This is a genomic window from Nocardioides luteus, from assembly GCF_000960475.2.
In the GTDB taxonomy this organism is placed as follows: Bacteria; Actinomycetota; Actinomycetes; order Propionibacteriales; family Nocardioidaceae; genus Nocardioides; species Nocardioides luteus_A.
In genome coordinates this window covers 1-13,851 of sequence record NZ_JZDQ02000039.1, presented here as the reverse complement: position 1 = coordinate 13,851, position 13,851 = coordinate 1, and the positions used below count along the sequence as shown (strand labels likewise).

At 69.6% G+C, this 13,851-nt stretch carries 13 protein-coding genes; 6 read left to right on the top strand and 7 right to left on the bottom strand.

The features are described 5' to 3' along the window. The first annotated feature begins 11 nt into the window (after positions 1-11). Positions 12-464: a PaaI family thioesterase gene (locus UG56_RS22795; protein WP_045548055.1), complete on the top strand. Its 453-nt coding sequence runs from the start codon at positions 12-14 to the stop codon at positions 462-464. A gap of 43 nt (positions 465-507) precedes the next feature. Here the strand turns inward: UG56_RS22795 and tuf are convergent, their stop codons facing one another. The 5 genes from tuf to UG56_RS22770 all read right to left on the bottom strand — a co-directional run bounded on the left by tuf (position 508) and on the right by UG56_RS22770 (position 8,676). Further along, complete coding sequence (gene tuf, locus UG56_RS22790; protein WP_045548035.1) at positions 508-1,695, bottom strand: elongation factor Tu; 1,188 nt, start codon at positions 1,693-1,695, stop codon at positions 508-510. A 277-nt stretch (positions 1,696-1,972) separates the two neighbouring features. After that, positions 1,973-4,237 (bottom strand): FdhF/YdeP family oxidoreductase, encoded by a 2,265-nt coding sequence (locus UG56_RS22785; protein ID WP_045548056.1) that lies wholly within the window; start codon positions 4,235-4,237, stop codon positions 1,973-1,975. Positions 4,238-4,247: 10 nt separating this feature from the next. Continuing rightward, positions 4,248-6,857: an ABC transporter permease gene (locus UG56_RS22780; RefSeq protein WP_045548036.1), complete on the bottom strand. Its 2,610-nt coding sequence runs from the start codon at positions 6,855-6,857 to the stop codon at positions 4,248-4,250. A gap of 291 nt (positions 6,858-7,148) precedes the next feature. Then, positions 7,149-7,928 carry an ABC transporter ATP-binding protein gene (locus tag UG56_RS22775; protein WP_045548037.1) on the bottom strand — a complete coding sequence of 260 codons (780 nt, stop codon included), beginning with the start codon at positions 7,926-7,928 and terminating at the stop codon, positions 7,149-7,151. Between the two features lie 253 nt (positions 7,929-8,181). After that, positions 8,182-8,676, bottom strand: coding sequence for a beta-class carbonic anhydrase (locus tag UG56_RS22770; protein WP_045548038.1), 495 nt, complete (start codon positions 8,674-8,676; stop codon positions 8,182-8,184). Positions 8,677-8,737: 61 nt separating this feature from the next. Between UG56_RS22770 and UG56_RS22765 the strand changes: the two genes are divergently transcribed. Next, complete coding sequence (locus tag UG56_RS22765; protein ID WP_084101467.1) at positions 8,738-10,759, top strand: M3 family metallopeptidase; 2,022 nt, start codon at positions 8,738-8,740, stop codon at positions 10,757-10,759. A gap of 4 nt (positions 10,760-10,763) precedes the next feature. On the opposite strand, the gene UG56_RS22760 is transcribed toward UG56_RS22765, so the two are convergent. Continuing rightward, positions 10,764-10,961, bottom strand: coding sequence for a hypothetical protein (locus UG56_RS22760; RefSeq protein ID WP_045548040.1), 198 nt, complete (start codon positions 10,959-10,961; stop codon positions 10,764-10,766). An 88-nt stretch (positions 10,962-11,049) separates the two neighbouring features. After that, a complete protein-coding gene (locus UG56_RS22755; RefSeq protein ID WP_045548041.1) occupies positions 11,050-11,625 on the bottom strand; it encodes a hemerythrin domain-containing protein in 576 nt (191 codons plus the stop codon). A gap of 109 nt (positions 11,626-11,734) precedes the next feature. On the opposite strand from UG56_RS22755, the gene UG56_RS22750 reads away from it, so the two are divergent. The 4 genes from UG56_RS22750 to UG56_RS22740 all read left to right on the top strand — a co-directional run bounded on the left by UG56_RS22750 (position 11,735) and on the right by UG56_RS22740 (position 13,620). Beyond that, positions 11,735-12,406 carry a response regulator transcription factor gene (locus UG56_RS22750; protein WP_045548042.1) on the top strand — a complete coding sequence of 224 codons (672 nt, stop codon included), beginning with the start codon at positions 11,735-11,737 and terminating at the stop codon, positions 12,404-12,406. 188 nt (positions 12,407-12,594) lie between these two features. After that, entirely contained in the window at positions 12,595-13,116 is a 522-nt protein-coding gene (locus UG56_RS22745; protein ID WP_045548043.1) for a sigma-70 family RNA polymerase sigma factor, read from the top strand. A gap of 29 nt (positions 13,117-13,145) precedes the next feature. Then, the gene (locus UG56_RS28500; RefSeq protein ID WP_177191535.1) at positions 13,146-13,292 is read left to right on the top strand and encodes a hypothetical protein; all 147 of its coding nucleotides are present in this window, start codon (positions 13,146-13,148) and stop codon (positions 13,290-13,292) included. 1 nt (position 13,293) lies between these two features. Further along, positions 13,294-13,620, top strand: coding sequence for a hypothetical protein (locus UG56_RS22740; RefSeq protein WP_045548044.1), 327 nt, complete (start codon positions 13,294-13,296; stop codon positions 13,618-13,620). Positions 13,621-13,851 lie beyond the last annotated feature (231 nt).

Below are 13,851 nucleotides of genomic sequence, written 5' to 3'. Positions count from 1 at the left end.
GCGCGGTGAAGATGATCGCGTTGCAGGACGAGTGGTGGCCGGCGATGACCTGCTTCGGGTGCGGGCCGGCCAACGCGGAGGGGCTCCAGCTGAAGAGCTATCCGCAGCTGGACGGGAGCGTCACCGCGACCTTCCAGCCGTGGCCGCAGCACGACAACGGCGGCGGGTTCCTCAACGGCGGGATCATCGCGACCCTGCTCGACTGCCACAGCGCCGCCGCGGTGCACCAGGAGGCCTTCCTCAACGGCTGGATGCCGGCCGAGGGGGAGTCGCTGGCCTATGTGACGGCCGGGATCGACGTACGTTATCGGCGGCCGGCTCCGCTCCGGGAGCCGGTTACGCTCGTCGCCACGACCAAGGACGCCGACGAGGACCAGATCACCTCGCTGGTGCGCCTGGAGTGGGACGGCAAGGTCCGGGCCGAGGGCGAGGCGCTGTGGAAGCGGTGGCGCCCGCGCAGCTAGCCGAAACGGCCCCCGACGGTGTCGGGGGCCGTTCCATGTCACCTCAGTCGAGCAGCTCGGTCACGGTGCCGGCGGCCACGGTGTGACCGCCCTCGCGGACCGCGAAGCCGAGCCCGACGTCCATCGCGATCGGCTTCTCCAGCTCCACCCCGAGCTCGATCGTGTCGCCGGGCATGACCAGGGCGATGTCACCGAGGTCGATCCCGCCGGGCACGTCCGTGGTGCGGAAGTAGAACTGCGGCCGGTAGTCCGCGGCGAACGGCGTGTGCCGGCCACCCTCGGCGGTGGACAGCGCGTGCAGGTTCGCCCGGAACCTCCGGTGCGGCCGTACGCTGCCCGGCAGTGCCACCACCTGGCCGCGACGGACCTCGTCGCGCTTGACGCCACGCAGCAGCACCGCCGCGTTGTCACCCGCCTCGGCGGACTCCAGCGACTTGCCGAAGGTCTCCAGACCGATCGCGGTGCTGGTGACCGTCGCGCCGAGACCCACGACCTCGACCTGGTCGCCGACCTTCAGCGAGCCGCGCTCGACGGCACCGGTCACCACCGTGCCACGGCCGGTGATCGTGACGACGTTCTCGATCGGCATCAGGAACGGCTGACCGAGCTCACGCTCGGGCACCGGCACGTAGCCGTCGATCGCGTCCAGCAGGTCACCGATCGCCGCGGTCCACTCGGGGTCGCCCTCCAGCGCCTTCAGCCCGGAGACCCGGACGACAGGGACGTCGTCGCCGGGGAACCCGTACTCGGAGAGGAGGTCACGGACCTCCAGCTCGACCAGGTCGAGCAGCTCCGGGTCGTCGACGGTGTCGGCCTTGTTGAGCGCCACCACCAGGTAGGGCACGCCCACCCGGCGGGCGAGCAGCACGTGCTCCCGCGTCTGCGGCATGGCGCCGTCCTGAGCGGAGACGACCAGGATGGCGGCGTCCACCTGAGCGGCGCCGGTGATCATGTTCTTCACGTAGTCGGCGTGCCCGGGCATGTCGACGTGCGCGTAGTGGCGGGTGGCGGTCTCGTACTCGACGTGCGAGATGTTGATCGTGATCCCGCGCTGCAGCTCCTCCGGGGCACGGTCGATGCCGTCGAAGGCGATGAAGCGGTTCACGCCCGGGTCGCGCTCCGCGAGCACCTTGGTGATCGCGGCGGTCAGCGTCGTCTTGCCGTGGTCGACGTGACCCATCGTCCCGATGTTGAGGTGCGGCTTGGTCCGCACGAACTGGCTCTTGGCCATGAGAGTTCCTTCGTTCGTCAGAAGATTTCGGGGTGAGCCAGGACCCTCCGGCAAGCCCTCACCGCGCTGTCACCGCGACGAGGGGGCCGGTGCGGGCCACCCTCCTCCGCGGGTCCTGCGAGGCAGGAGGAGGGTCAGCTTCGAGCGCCGGTGCAATCGACTGACGGAGCCCACGTGGGAGCGCCCGTCAGGCCGGTGCCTGACAGGTCGAGCTCGGAGACCACGCGGAACATGGGGATCACGTTAGGCATCAACATCGGACCTCGCAAAGTAATTCCTAGCGGGCCTCCAGGCGGACCACGACCGACTTCGAGGTCGGCGTGCGGCTGCCGTCGGCGTAGGAGTCGAGGGGGATGAGGACGTTCGTCTCCGGGAAGTAGGCGGCCGCGGAACCGCGCGGCGTGGCGTACGCGACGAGGCGGAAGCCCTCGGCACGGCGCTCGCCGTCGGTCCAGACCGAGACGATGTCGACGGTGTCGCCGTCGGCGATGCCGAGGTCACGGAGGTCGTCCGGGTTGACGAAGACGACGTGGCGCCCGCCCTTGATGCCGCGGTAGCGGTCGTTGTAGCCGTAGACCGTGGTGTTGAACTGGTCGTGGGAGCGCAGCGTCTGCAGCAGCAGGTGACCCGGGGGAGCGGTGAGCGCGGTCAGCGGGTTGGCGGTGACCCGGGCCCGACCGGTCGCGGTGTTGAACGTGCGGGAGTCGCGGGGGCCGTTGGGCAGGGCGAAGCCGCCGGGCGCCTTCAGCCGGGCCTCGAAGTCCTCGAACCCGGGGACGACCGCGGCGATGTGCCAGCGGATCCGCGAGTAGTCCATCCCCATCGCGGTCCAGTCGATGCCGCTGGCGGAGCCGAAGAGCGCCTCACCGATGGCGCAGATGATGCCGACCTCGCTGCGCAGCTCCTTCGAGCCGGGAAGCAGGCGGCCGTGGGAGGCGTGGACCATGCCCATCGAGTCCTCGACGGTGACGTACTGCTCCCGGCCGCCGGTCTCGTCGCGCTCCGTGCGCCCCAGGCAGGGGAGGATCAGGCCCTCGCGGCCGTGGTGGAGGTGGCTGCGGTTGAGCTTGGTCGAGATCTGGACGGTGAGTCCGACGCCGGCCAGCGCGGCCGTGGTGACGGCGGTGTCCGGGGTCGCGGCGGCGAAGTTGCCGCCCAGGGCGAGGAAGACGTCGACCGCGCCCTCGCGCATCGCCTCGATCGCGGCGACCACGTCGTAGCCCTCCTCACGCGGCGGCGTGATGCCGAACTCGGCGCCGACCGCGTCGAGGAACCACGCCGGCGGCTTCTCCCAGATGCCCATCGTGCGGTCGCCCTGCACGTTGGAGTGGCCGCGGACCGGGCAGGCGCCCGCGCCGGGCTTGCCGATGTTGCCGCGCAGCAGCAGGAACGAGGCGATCTCGCGGATCGTGGCGACCGAGTTCTTGTGCTGGGTCAGGCCCATCGCCCAGCACACGATGATGCGCTCGCGGCTCTCGACCAGGTCGGCCAGCGACTCGATCTCCTCGCGGGAGATGCCGCTGAGCCGGGTGATCTCGTCCCACTCCATCGCCGCCCACGCCTGCGCGGCGACCTCGAAGCCGTCGGTGTGCTCCTCCAGGAACGCGTGGTCGACGGCGTCGCGCTCGACGAGCACCTTGTTGATCCCGGCGAACAGCGCCAGGTCGCCGTTGACCTGCACGGGCACGTGGAGGTCGGCGAGCTTGGTGCCGACGCCGGAGACGCCGCGTACGGTCTGCGGGTTGCGGAACCGCCCCAGCCCGGCCTCGCGCAGCGGGTTCACCGAGATCACCTTGGCGCCGTTCTCCTTGGCGGACTCGAGCGCGGTGAGCATCCGGGGGTGGTTGGTGCCGGGGTTCTGGCCGACCACGAAGATCAGGTCGGCGTGCTCGGCGAGGTCGTCGTAGGTGACGGTGCCCTTGCCGATGCCGATCACCTCGCCGAGCGCAGTGCCGCTGGACTCGTGGCACATGTTGGAGCAGTCGGGCAGGTTGTTGGTGCCGAGCTGGCGGGCGAGCAGCTGGTAGACGAACGCGGCCTCGTTGGAGGCCCGGCCCGAGGTGTAGAAGACCGAACGATCCGGGTCGGTCGCCCGCATCCGCTCGGCGATCAGCGTGATCGCGTCGGACCAGGAGATGGGGGAGTAGTGGGTCTCGCCGGGTGCGATGTACATCGGCTCGGTCAGCCGGCCCTGCGCCTCCAGCCAGTGATCGTCACGCTCGAGGAGGGAGGCGACCGAGTGGGCCGCGAAGAAGGCGCGGTCGACCCGCTTGCGGGTCGCCTCCCAGGCCACCGCCTTGGCGCCGTTCTCGCAGAACTCGGCGGCCTTGCGGTGGTCGGGGTCCGGCCACGCGCACGAAGGACAGTCGAAGCCGCCGACCTGGTTGACCTTGAGCAGCGTCTGCAGGCTGCGCCTCGGGCCCATCTCGCGCAGCGCGTACTCCATCGAGTGGGCCACTCCGGGGATCCCGACCGCGGCCGTCTCCGGCTCGCTGACGCGGAGGGTGGGTTCGGGCAGGTCGACGGAGTGCTCGGTGCTCACGCGTTGCACCCTACTCCGAGGCGATGGCCTTGAGGACGTCCTGCCTTCCCGCGCGGATGGCCGGGAGGAGCGCGGCCAGGACGCCGACCGCGACGGCGATCGCCAGGAAGACGGCGAGCTGGTCGATCGGCACCGACAGGCTGGTGAGGTCGTCGCGCAGCGCGTCGCGCAGCAGCACCCCGAAGAGGACCCCGAGGGCGAGCCCGAGGACCGCACCGAGGACCGCGATCGTCACCGACTCCAGGGTGATCATCCGGCGCAGCTGGCCACGGGCGAGCCCGATGGCGCGCAGCAGCCCGATCTCGCGGGTGCGCTCGATGACGCTGAGGCCGAGGGTGTTGACGATGCCGATCACCGCGATCACGATCGCCAGCGCGAGCAGGCCGTAGATCATGTAGAGCAGCTGGTTGACCTGGCCCTTGATCGACTCGGCGAACTCGTCCTTGTCCTGCACCGCGACCACCGGCCGGTCCTCGATGAGCTTGTCGAGACGGTCGTGGACGACGGCCGGATCGGCACCGCGGGCGAGCAGGATGCTGAGCGAGGCGTCCTCACGCGGCACCTTGGCCGAGACGAGATCCTCGATGCGCACCGTGATGTCTCCGGTCACCTGGCTCCGGGCGATGATCCCGCTGATCTGCGGGTGCAGCTGGCGGCCGCTGACGAAGGTGAGGTCGATGCGGTCGCCGAGTCGCCACTTGTGCTTCGTCGCCGCCTCGTCGGTGACCAGCACCTGGCCCGGTTTGACCTCGTCGCTGCCCTCGAGCACGTCGAGGTCGTAGATCTGTGGCAGGTGGTCGTCGACGCCGAAGAGGAACTCGACCTCGTTCTTCTTCGGGTTCTTCAGGTCGACCTTGCCGACGACGGCCTGGGCGATCTGCGAACGGGAGACGGTGGCGACGCCCTCGACCTTCTCCATCTCGTCGCCGATCGAGGTCGGGAACGGGGTGAACGTCGGGCTCTGCACGATCAGGTCGGGCTTGAACTGCTCCTCGACCACGTCGCTGATCGAGGCGTTCATCGAGGCGGCGAGCACACCGATCAGCGAGACCAGCGCCAGCCCGATCATCAGCGCCGACGCGGTGGCGCCGGTACGCCGCGGGTCGCGCATCGCGTTCTGGCCGGCCAGCCTGCCGGTCATCCCGAAGAGGGCGCCGGAGACGGTCGCCAGCGCCGCCAGCACCGGGCGGCCCAGGAACGCGCTGATCCAGGCTACCGAGAGGATCGAGATGCCGGCCCCGACGCCCACCCACAGCGCCGGGCTCGTCGGGATGTCGAACCCGCCGGGCAGGCTGATCTCGGGGATCCCGATCCGTGGCATCGCCGCGAGCAGGAGACCGAGGGCCAGCAGGACGATCCCCACCGACGTACGCAGGACGGTGGATCTGGCCGGAGGCTGGGTGTCCTCGCGCATCGCCGCCACCGGTGGCACCCTGGCGGCCCGCCGGGACGGCAGCAGCGCGGCGGCCAGCGTGACGAAGACACCCACGGCGTAGGAGGTCGCGATCGTGCGCGGGGTGAGGACGAGGACGTCGGCGGCGATCTCCAGCCCCGCCTGCCGGAAGACGGCAGCGAGGCCGTGCGCGAGCCCCCAGCCGGCGAGGATGCCGAGGGTGGCCGCGACCAGGGCCATGACCAGCGCCTCGAAGAGCACCGAGACGGTGACCTGGCGGCGAGACGCGCCCAGGGCGCGCAGCAGCGCCAGCTGCCGGGAGCGCTGCGCGATCAGGATGGAGAACGTGTTGACGATGATGAAGGCGCCCACGATCACCGCGATCACCGCGAAGACGATCAGGAAGACCGAGATCACGTCGAGGAACGAGCCGATCGCGTCCTCGGACTCCGCGACGAGCTTGTCGCCGGTGACGGCCTCGAAACCCTCCGGCAGGACCGTGTTCGCGGCCTTCACCAGCTCCTTCTGACTGACCCCGGGAGCAGCGGTCAGCGAGACCGCGGAGTAGAGGTCCTTCCCCTCGGTGAAGAGGCTCTGGGCGCCGGCGGTGCTGAAGACGAGCAGCTGGGCACCGGCGGTGCCACCGCCGTTGAAGGCGGCGATGCCGGTGAGGGTGACCTTGCGGCGGGTCTCGCCCTGCGGCGCGATCAGGGTGACGGCGTCGCCCACCCGGTAGCCGGCCTTCTCGGCGGTCGCCTCATCGAGGACGAGCTCCTTCTCGCCGGTCGGCCAGCTTCCCCGGGTGAGCTCGAGCGACGGCTCACCGAGCAGGTTGGGGGTTCCGGTGTGGTTGAAGGCCAGCGTCGGCGCGCCGGAGCTGCTGACCAGCTTGTCGTCGGTGTCGAGCACGTAGAGCCCTGCCCCCCGGACGACCCCGTCGGCGCGGGCGACCTCGGGCAGCGTACGCAGCTTCTCGATGGTCTCCGGCTCCAGCATCGCCCCGCCGCCACCGCCGGGCCGGCTGGCCTCGGCCGAGCTGGCGCTGTTGACCGGACGCACCTGGCCGTCGGGTGTGGAGCCGTTGATGATGTTGGAGAAGGTGCGGTCGAGCCCGTGCGAGAAGGTGAGTACGCCGGCCAGGAACGCCACGCCCAGGACGATCGCGAGCGTCGACATGATCAGGCGCACCTTGTGCGCCGCGAGGTTGCGCAGTGTCAGCCGGAGCACGCCGCCACCTCCCCGCTTCGCGGGGTCACTCCCTCGCTCGGCACGAGCGGACGAGCAAGCTCCGCGCTGCGCGCGGTTACTCCCTCGCTCGGCGCGAACGGACGAGCAAGCTCCGCGCTGCGCGCGGTTACTCCCTCGCTCGGCGCGAACGGACGAGCAAGCTCGCCGCTCGACCTCGCTCCGGTCGTCTCGCCGCTCGACCTCGCTCCGGTCGTCGCCGTTGCGCAAGCGCCAGAGTACGGACGTGACGGCGTGCCGATTGTCTGGTTCACTCGCTGACGCTCGTTCACCTCAGGCGCCTTCGCCGATCGGGGCCAGTCCCATCGCCCGCGACTGCAGGTCGGACATGTGGGCCAGGATCTCCTCGCGGCTCGGCGTGGCGAGCTCGTCGACGATACGGCCGTCGGCCAGGAAGACCACCCGGTCGCAGTAGGAGGCGGCGACCGGGTCGTGGGAGACCATGACGATGGTCTGGCCCAGGTCGTCGACGCTGTGGCGCAGGAAGTCGAGCACCTGGGCGGCGGAGGTGGAGTCGAGGTTGCCGGTCGGCTCGTCGGCGAAGACGATGTCGGGCCTGGAGACCAGCGCCCGGGCGCAGGCGACCCGCTGCTGCTGGCCGCCGGAGAGCTCGCTCGGCTTGTGCTTGAGCCGCGACCGCAGGTCGACGGTGTCGATGACCCGGTCGAACCACTCCCTCTCCGGCTTCTTCCGCGCCAGGGAGAGGGGCAGCAGGATGTTCTCCTGCGCGGTCAGCGTCGGGACCAGGTTGAACGCCTGGAAGACGAACCCGATCTTGTCGCGGCGCAGCGCGGTGAGGCGGCGGTCGCGCAGCTTGCCGAGCTTGCGGCCGCCGACGATCACCTCACCCGACGTGGGTTTGTCGAGCGCAGCCAGGCAGTGCATCAGCGTCGACTTGCCGGAGCCGGAGGGGCCCATGATGGCGGTGAACTGTCCCGCGTAGAGGTCCAGCGTCACGCCGTCGAGCGCGCGGACCTCCGCGGCGCCCTTGCCGTACGTCTTGTGCAGGTCGATCGCCTGGGCGGCGATCTCGAGTCGGTCTGCGTCGGTCACGACCCCAACTCTGGCGCACCCGTGGTGAGCGCGCATCGGGGTTCATCCCGATTTCGACGTGCATCTCGACCATCGACGTAGATCTCGACCCGCTTCGCGGGTTCGCAGGCTCACCCGCTGCGCTGGCGCCCTTCGGGCGCCGCACTCCCTCGCTCGGCGCGAACGGACGAGCAAGCTCGCCGTTTCGACCTCGCTCGGTCGTCACGCTCGATCTCTTCGCGTTACGACCCTGCTCGCTCGCAGGGTCGCAGGCTCAGACCTTCTGGTTGAGAAGACCGGTGTCGACGTCGTAGATGAACCCGCCGACCTTGACGTCCTCGGGGACGAACGGGTGCGAGCGGACCTTGGCGACGTCCTCGGCGAGCGCGCGGACCTGGTCGTCGACGACGTGCAGGTGGAGCCAGGACGCGTCCTGACCGGCGGACTCGGCGAGCTTGGCGCGCAGCTCGGCCTCGGTGTTCGAGGCGACCGCGCAGCGGGTGTGAGGCACGATCAGGATGCGCTTGACGTTGAGGAGGTGTACGCCGAGCACCAGCGCCTCCATCGCCTGCGGGGTCACCCGGCCGCCGGGGTTGCGGAAGATCTTGGCGTCGCCGAGGCCCAGGCCCAGCATGGCGAGCGGCTCGATGCGGGAGTCCATGCAGGTCACGATGGCGACGCCGGCGTGGGCGACGCCGTCGAAGCCTCCGTCGTCGAACTTCTCGGCATAGTCACGGTTCGCGGCAAGCAGGTCATCGAAATCGGCCATGGGGCCAAGGTAGCCGATATCGCGGCGACGACCGCCGGCTGTGTCAGATAGCGTGCACGATGTGATCGATGCCCTACTCGAGCCCAGCGACCTGCCCCACCGACTGCCCCGTTTCGCGGACATCTCGATCGAGGACTACGGCCCGGCGATCGAGCAGGGAATGGCCGAGCAGCTGGCGGCGCTGGCTGCGCTCACCTCGTCGGCCGAGGAGCCGACGTTCGAGAACACCCTCGTCGCGCTGGAGCGGTCCGGCGAGCGGCTGGACCGGGTCCTGCGGGTCTTCTTCTCGCTGCTCTCCGCGGACTCCGACGACGACCTGGACGAGCTCAACGCTGCGTACGCTCCGCGGCTGGCGGCCCACCAGGACGCGCTGCTCCTCGACGACGCGCTCTTCGAGCGGGTGAACGCCGTCTACGAGAAGCGGGCGGAGCTGGAGGGTGAGGATCGCTACCTGGTCGAGCGCTACCACCGCGACTTCGTGCTCGCGGGAGCCGCCCTCGGGCCGGAGCAGAAGGCGCGGCTGCGAGAGCTCAACCAGGAGATCTCCGCGCTGGAGGCGGCCTTCGGGCAGGCCTCCCAGGCCGACTCCAACGACCTCGCCGTGGTCGTCGACACCGTCGAGGAGCTCGCCGGGCTGACCCCGGGGGAGATCTCCGCCGCCGCGGCGGCGGCTTCCGGGCGCGGCTTGGACGGCAAGTTCCTGATCACGCTGACCCTGTTCACCGCCCACCCCTACCTGTCCGTGCTGGAGAACCGGGAGCTTCGGCAGCGACTGTTCGAGGCGCAGCTCGCCCGCGGCTCGCGCGGCAACGCCAACGACACCCGCGGCATCGCGCTGGATACGCTGCGGCTGCGGGCGGAGAAGGCACAGCTGCTCGGCTTCGACAGCTACGCCGGCCTGGTGACCGCCGACAACACGGCCGGCACGCCGAAGGCGGTCCGCGACATGCTGGAGCGGCTGGCCGCGCCCGCCGCCCGCAACGCCCGGGCCGAGCAGGCCGCCCTCGAGGCCTCGGCAGGTGGACCGATCCAGGCCTGGGACTGGCCCTACTACGCCGAGAAGGTCCGGGCCTCGGAGTACGACGTCGACCTGGCCGTCCTGCGGCCGTGGTTCGAGGCCGACCGGGTGCTGCGCGACGGCGTCTTCTTCGCTGCCGGCGAGCTCTACGGTCTGACCTTCGAGGAGCGACCCGACCTGCAGGGCTACCACCCGGAGGTACGCGTCTTCGAGGTCTCCCGTGACGGGTCCCCGATCGGGTTGTTCCTGCTCGACCTCTACACCCGGGACTCGAAGAAGGGCGGTGCCTGGATGAACTCCTACGTCACCGCCAACACGCTGCTGGGCGAGCCGTCGGCGGTCGTGACGAACAATCTCAACGTGCCCAAGCCGGCGCCGGGGGAGCCGACGCTGCTCACCTTCGACGAGGTCAACACGCTCTTCCACGAGTTCGGCCACGCGCTCCACGGACTGCTGGCGCGGGCGACCTACCCGCGCTTCGCGGCGACCTCGGTCTACCGCGACTTCGTGGAGTACCCGTCCCAGGTCAACGAGATGTGGATGCTCTGGCCCGAGGTGCTCGCCAACTACGCGGTGCACCACGAGACCGGTGAGCCGATCCCGGACGACGTGCTCGGCAAGCTGGAGGCGTCCGCGACCTTCAACGAGGGCTTCGCGACCTCCGAATACCTGGCCGCCGCGCTGATCGACCTGGCCTGGCACGAGCTCGGCCCGGCCGACGTACCGACCTCACCCGAAGCGGTGGGGGAGTTCGAGGCGGCCGCGCTGGCGGCGGTCGGCCTGGACAGCCCGGCGGTGCGGGCGCGCTACTACACGGCGTACTTCAAGCACATCTTCGGCGGCTACGCCTCGGCCTACTACTCCTACATCTGGTCCGAGGTCCTCGACGCCGACACGGTCGCGTGGTTCAAGGAGAACGGTGGCCTGACCAGGGAGAACGGCGAGGCGTACGTCCGCTACGTGATCGGCATCGGCGGCACCCGCGACCCGCTGGAGTCCTACGCCGAGTGGCGCGGACGGCCGGCCCCGATCGCTCCGCTGCTGGAGCGCCGGGGCCTGGCCTGAGGGATCAGCGGTCCCGTGGGTCCGCCGGGCCCGCCCAGCTGGACTGCGGGTCGCTGGCGGGGAACGTCTCTTCCTCGATCTCGTCCTGAGGATCGCGCTCCTCGCCCTCTTCCTCGACCCGCTCCGGGGTGGGGAAGGGGATCGGGGCCTCGGTGCTCTCATCCGCTCCGGTCACCGGGTCCCGGGTTTCCTTCTCGACCATGCTCTTGCTCCCATCTGAAGACGTCGATGCGGTCGTTCGATGCCGTTCAGCATCCACTGTGCCACGCCACGGCGATGTCACGGTTGCGTCAGGAGCGGCTCAGCGCGTCCTTGACGCGGTCCACGATGGAGTGGAACGGCATCGTGGCCAGCTGCTTGGGCACGGATCCGGCCGAGCCGGGGTGGGGTCGCGTCGGGGCGATGAGCTCGGTGGCGGTCAGGCGCTTGCCCATCATGTGCCGCTCCGTCTCGCCGAGCGTGGCGAGAAGCAGCGGGAACTCGACACGCTCCTCCTCCTCGGCATGCTGCTCGACCGCGATCTGGAAGATCGGGAAGCTTTCGTCGAACTCCGGGCTATCGACACCGACCTCCTCGAGCCGGGCCAGCATCTCGGTGGCCTCCTTCTCGTCGGCGTTGAGGGCCTTGGTCAGCGTCTCGCCGCCGCGGGCCGACGCGACCGGATGGACGACGAGCTCCTCGGCGGTCTCGTGGACCGCGAGCAGGACCCGGAGATCGTTGAACGCCTGGCGCTTGGCCGCGCCCTCGGAGCTCCCCACCGTCGCGCAGAGCTGGCGGATGCCGGCGTGCTGCTGCAGCAGGATCCTGACCACGTCGCCCTCCGGTAGCTCCGAGGCCTTCCTGAGGTCTTCGGTCACGTGGGACATGGTTCGCTCCTGTCTCAGGGGTCTGGATGGACATCGTCCCTGGTACCCGCGGCGTGTTCTGGCCATACACCTGTCCAACTGACCACCGATCTGAGAAGGTTCAACTGTGATGAGGCAGGGGGTGTTGCGGGTCGCCGTGGTCAGCCCGCAGGAAGTGGTGATGCGGGGCCTGACCACCATGCTGGCGGACTATCCGGACCGGCTCGTGGTGACGGCGCTGCCGTCCGTACGCAGCCGTGCTCCCGGCGTCGACGTGATCATCTACGACACCTTCGGACTGCACCTCGCCGACGGGTCCGACCTGGTGCATCTGCTGCAGGAGACCGACGCCGAGGTGCTGATCTTCAGCCGCGACATGCGGCCCGATCTACGGGTCAAGGCCTACTCGTTGGGCGCCAAGGCCTGGGTGTCGATGAGCGTGCACGCGGGTGAGCTCGTACGTGCCATCGAGCTGGCCGCGGCCGGCGAGTCGCTGGGCGAGCGCGAGGACCGGCTCGGCACGGTCGCGGGACTCACCACCCGGGAGGTCGAGGTGCTCGCGCTGATCACCCAGGGGCTGTCCAACAAGGACATCGCCGCCAAGCTCGTGGTGAGCGTGAACACGCTCAAGAGCCACATCCGTCAGGCCTACCGGAAGATCGAGGTCACCACCCGCAGCCAGGCGGTCAGCTGGGCGATCACCCACGGGTTTGCGCCACCTGACGAGAATTCCGTGGAGTCGGGTGCATCGGTGGGGGCACGGATGGTTACCGATAGCGTATCGACAGAGCAGTCTGGGTGACTTCCCCCTGCTCCGGCTCGGTGGATGACACCACGATTGCGCTGTCGGTGCCGCGGTCTCGGCAACGGACCCGGGACCGCGGTTCTAACCCTCAGGGGTGGGTGAGCTGTGGGGGTTGAGCTCACCCCTGGGGGCCATTTCTCTCCCCAATCCTCGGGATCCGGGTTTTTCCGGGACAGACTCTCAGTATGGACAGGACGCAGGACTCATCGCATCAGACGGAAGACCTCGTCGTACGCCACCTCCCGGTGGCGCGCTCGCTGGCCGCCCGCTATGCGGGGCGCGGCGTCGAGGTCGACGACCTCCGCCAGGCCGCGCGGATGGGACTGGTCAAGGCCGCCCGCGGCTACGACCCTGAGCAAGGTGCGTTCCTGAGCTACGCCGTCCCGATGGCCACCGGCGAGATGCGTCGCTGCTTCCGGGACCTGGCCCGCTGCGTACGTCCCGATCGGGTCGCCGACGACGACCGCGGGCCGCTCGTCGAGCAGGTCGGGGAGATCGACCCCGGTTTCGAGAGCGCGGAGGCGCGGGTCATCCTCGAGGAGGCGCTCAGCGACCTCGGAGAGACCGAGCTGGAGATCCTGCGGCTGCGCTACGCCGAAGGCCTGACCCAGGCAGAGATCGGCGAGAAGGTCGGTGCGACCCAGGCTCAGGTCTCGCGTACGCTCGCACGGATCCTCCGCCGGATGCGGACCGCGGTCGCCGCGTAAGCGGCGGTTCTTCTGGGTACCGGTCGCTCATGAGCACCCCAGCCGTCATCTTCACCGTGATCGGGCTGATCGTCGTCCTGGCCGGTATCGCCGCCTGGATGTTCGACGCCCGCCGAAACAAGCGCGTCGCCGACGACGAAGAGCGCTTCGAGCAGCCGAGAAGGAGGAGGAGTTGAGATGCCGCAACGTGCCTGGAGCAAGAAGCGAGAACGACAGTACGAGCACATCAAGAAGGGTCTCCTCGACCGCGGCGAGAACGAGGACACCGCCGAGGAGATCGCCGCTCGTACGGTGAACAAGGAACGCGCCCGCGAGGGTGAGTCCCGTGAGCGCAGCCGCACCTCGACCAAGGACATCTCCTCGGGTCGCCGTGGTGGCCTGCGGAGCCACCGTGGTCCTGGTGGGCGTACCAAGGCTCAGCTGTACGAGGAGGCCAAGGACAAGAACGTCAAGGGGCGTTCGAAGATGAACAAGGCCGAGCTCGAGAAGGCTGTCGGGCGGTAGAGCTGCCTTGTGTCGGGCCGCGCTCTCGTGAGCGGGCGTGGGTCTGGTGTCGGCCGGGGGTCGAGCTTGTCGAAACCGCCCTGTGGGGCGGTTTCGTCGTGGGTGCGGGCTTTGGTGGGATCTGTGTGTCGCGGACTGGTGATGCTCCGGTGGTCGAGCTTGTCGAGACCACGTGCTGGCTTCGTTGGGTGTTGCACCGGCCTGTGTGTCGCGGCTTGGTGGTGCCCCGGT

Coding starts and splice junctions, on each gene's coding strand:
- UG56_RS22760 (WP_045548040.1), bottom strand. CDS start 10,961: ATGGTCGAGAAGGAAACCCGGGACCCGGTGACCGGAGCGGATGAGAGC.
- UG56_RS28500 (WP_177191535.1), top strand. CDS start 13,146: ATGAGCACCCCAGCCGTCATCTTCACCGTGATCGGGCTGATCGTCGTC.
- tuf (WP_045548035.1), bottom strand. CDS start 1,695: ATGGCCAAGAGCCAGTTCGTGCGGACCAAGCCGCACCTCAACATCGGG.
- UG56_RS22770 (WP_045548038.1), bottom strand. CDS start 8,676: ATGGCCGATTTCGATGACCTGCTTGCCGCGAACCGTGACTATGCCGAG.
- UG56_RS22750 (WP_045548042.1), top strand. CDS start 11,735: ATGAGGCAGGGGGTGTTGCGGGTCGCCGTGGTCAGCCCGCAGGAAGTG.
- UG56_RS22795 (WP_045548055.1), top strand. CDS start 12: ATGATCGCGTTGCAGGACGAGTGGTGGCCGGCGATGACCTGCTTCGGG.
- UG56_RS22755 (WP_045548041.1), bottom strand. CDS start 11,625: ATGTCCCACGTGACCGAAGACCTCAGGAAGGCCTCGGAGCTACCGGAG.
- UG56_RS22745 (WP_045548043.1), top strand. CDS start 12,595: ATGGACAGGACGCAGGACTCATCGCATCAGACGGAAGACCTCGTCGTA.
- UG56_RS22740 (WP_045548044.1), top strand. CDS start 13,294: ATGCCGCAACGTGCCTGGAGCAAGAAGCGAGAACGACAGTACGAGCAC.